This window comes from Bartonella capreoli, from assembly GCF_902813205.1.
GTDB classification, from domain to species: Bacteria; Pseudomonadota; Alphaproteobacteria; order Rhizobiales; family Rhizobiaceae; genus Bartonella; species Bartonella schoenbuchensis.
This window is the reverse complement of the sequence record NZ_CADDZX010000074.1, coordinates 1-727: the sequence shown is the minus strand read 5'-3', so window position 1 is coordinate 727 and position 727 is coordinate 1. Positions and strand designations below refer to the sequence as shown.

Annotated in this window: 1 protein-coding gene; it reads left to right on the top strand. The window is 37.3% G+C overall.

Annotated features, from left to right (window positions below):
• Nucleotides 1-149: 149 nt before the first annotated feature.
• The coding region (locus J7R05_RS07375) for a DUF1376 domain-containing protein (RefSeq protein WP_208541781.1) at nucleotides 150-727 on the top strand (578 nt) is incomplete at its 3' end.

Here is a 727-nt window from a genome sequence, read left to right as displayed (position 1 = left end):
TTCTCATTTATCAAGTTTGTGCAGCTGTTCAGTGTGGACGTTTCGAAACATATTAGAATCTTTAATGAGCCGTGGTTATATCATTCGTTTAGAGAGTGGCCGTTTGTGGTACACATCATCAGCAGTTTCAGAAAGAAAGGGGGAAAGCTATGTCAACTAAATTACCTTGGGTTCGAAATTTCTATGAAGAATGGATCATGGATTTTTCTGGTACAAGTGCAGCAGAGAAAGCTACTTATATGACACTCACTGCTCTCATGTATCGAGCACAAGAACCAATTTGGGAAGAGATTACTACATTAGCGCGTCGTATTGGTTGTTCAGTAAATGCTCTTAACAAGACACTAGATCTTTTGTTGCGTAAGGGAAAAATTATCCGTTTAGAAGATGGCCGTTTATGGAGTCAGCAAGTTGAAGAAGAGCTAAAAGACTGCAATGATAATTTAAATAAGCGCTCAGAAAAGGCTATAAAAGCCGCGAATACTAGAAGAAATAAGCACAAAGATAACTCATCACAAGATCACGATGAAATCATGATGATGTCATCACAAAGTCATGATGATGACATGATGACTTCATCACGACAACACATTAACAATAACATATATAAAAAAACTAACACTATCGTGTTATCAAAAAAAGAAAATGCTTCAGAAGATTTAGCAACTGAAGTTTCGGTTCAAAGTGAAACAACCGATGATGCTGTTGAGCAGCAGTTGGATCACGA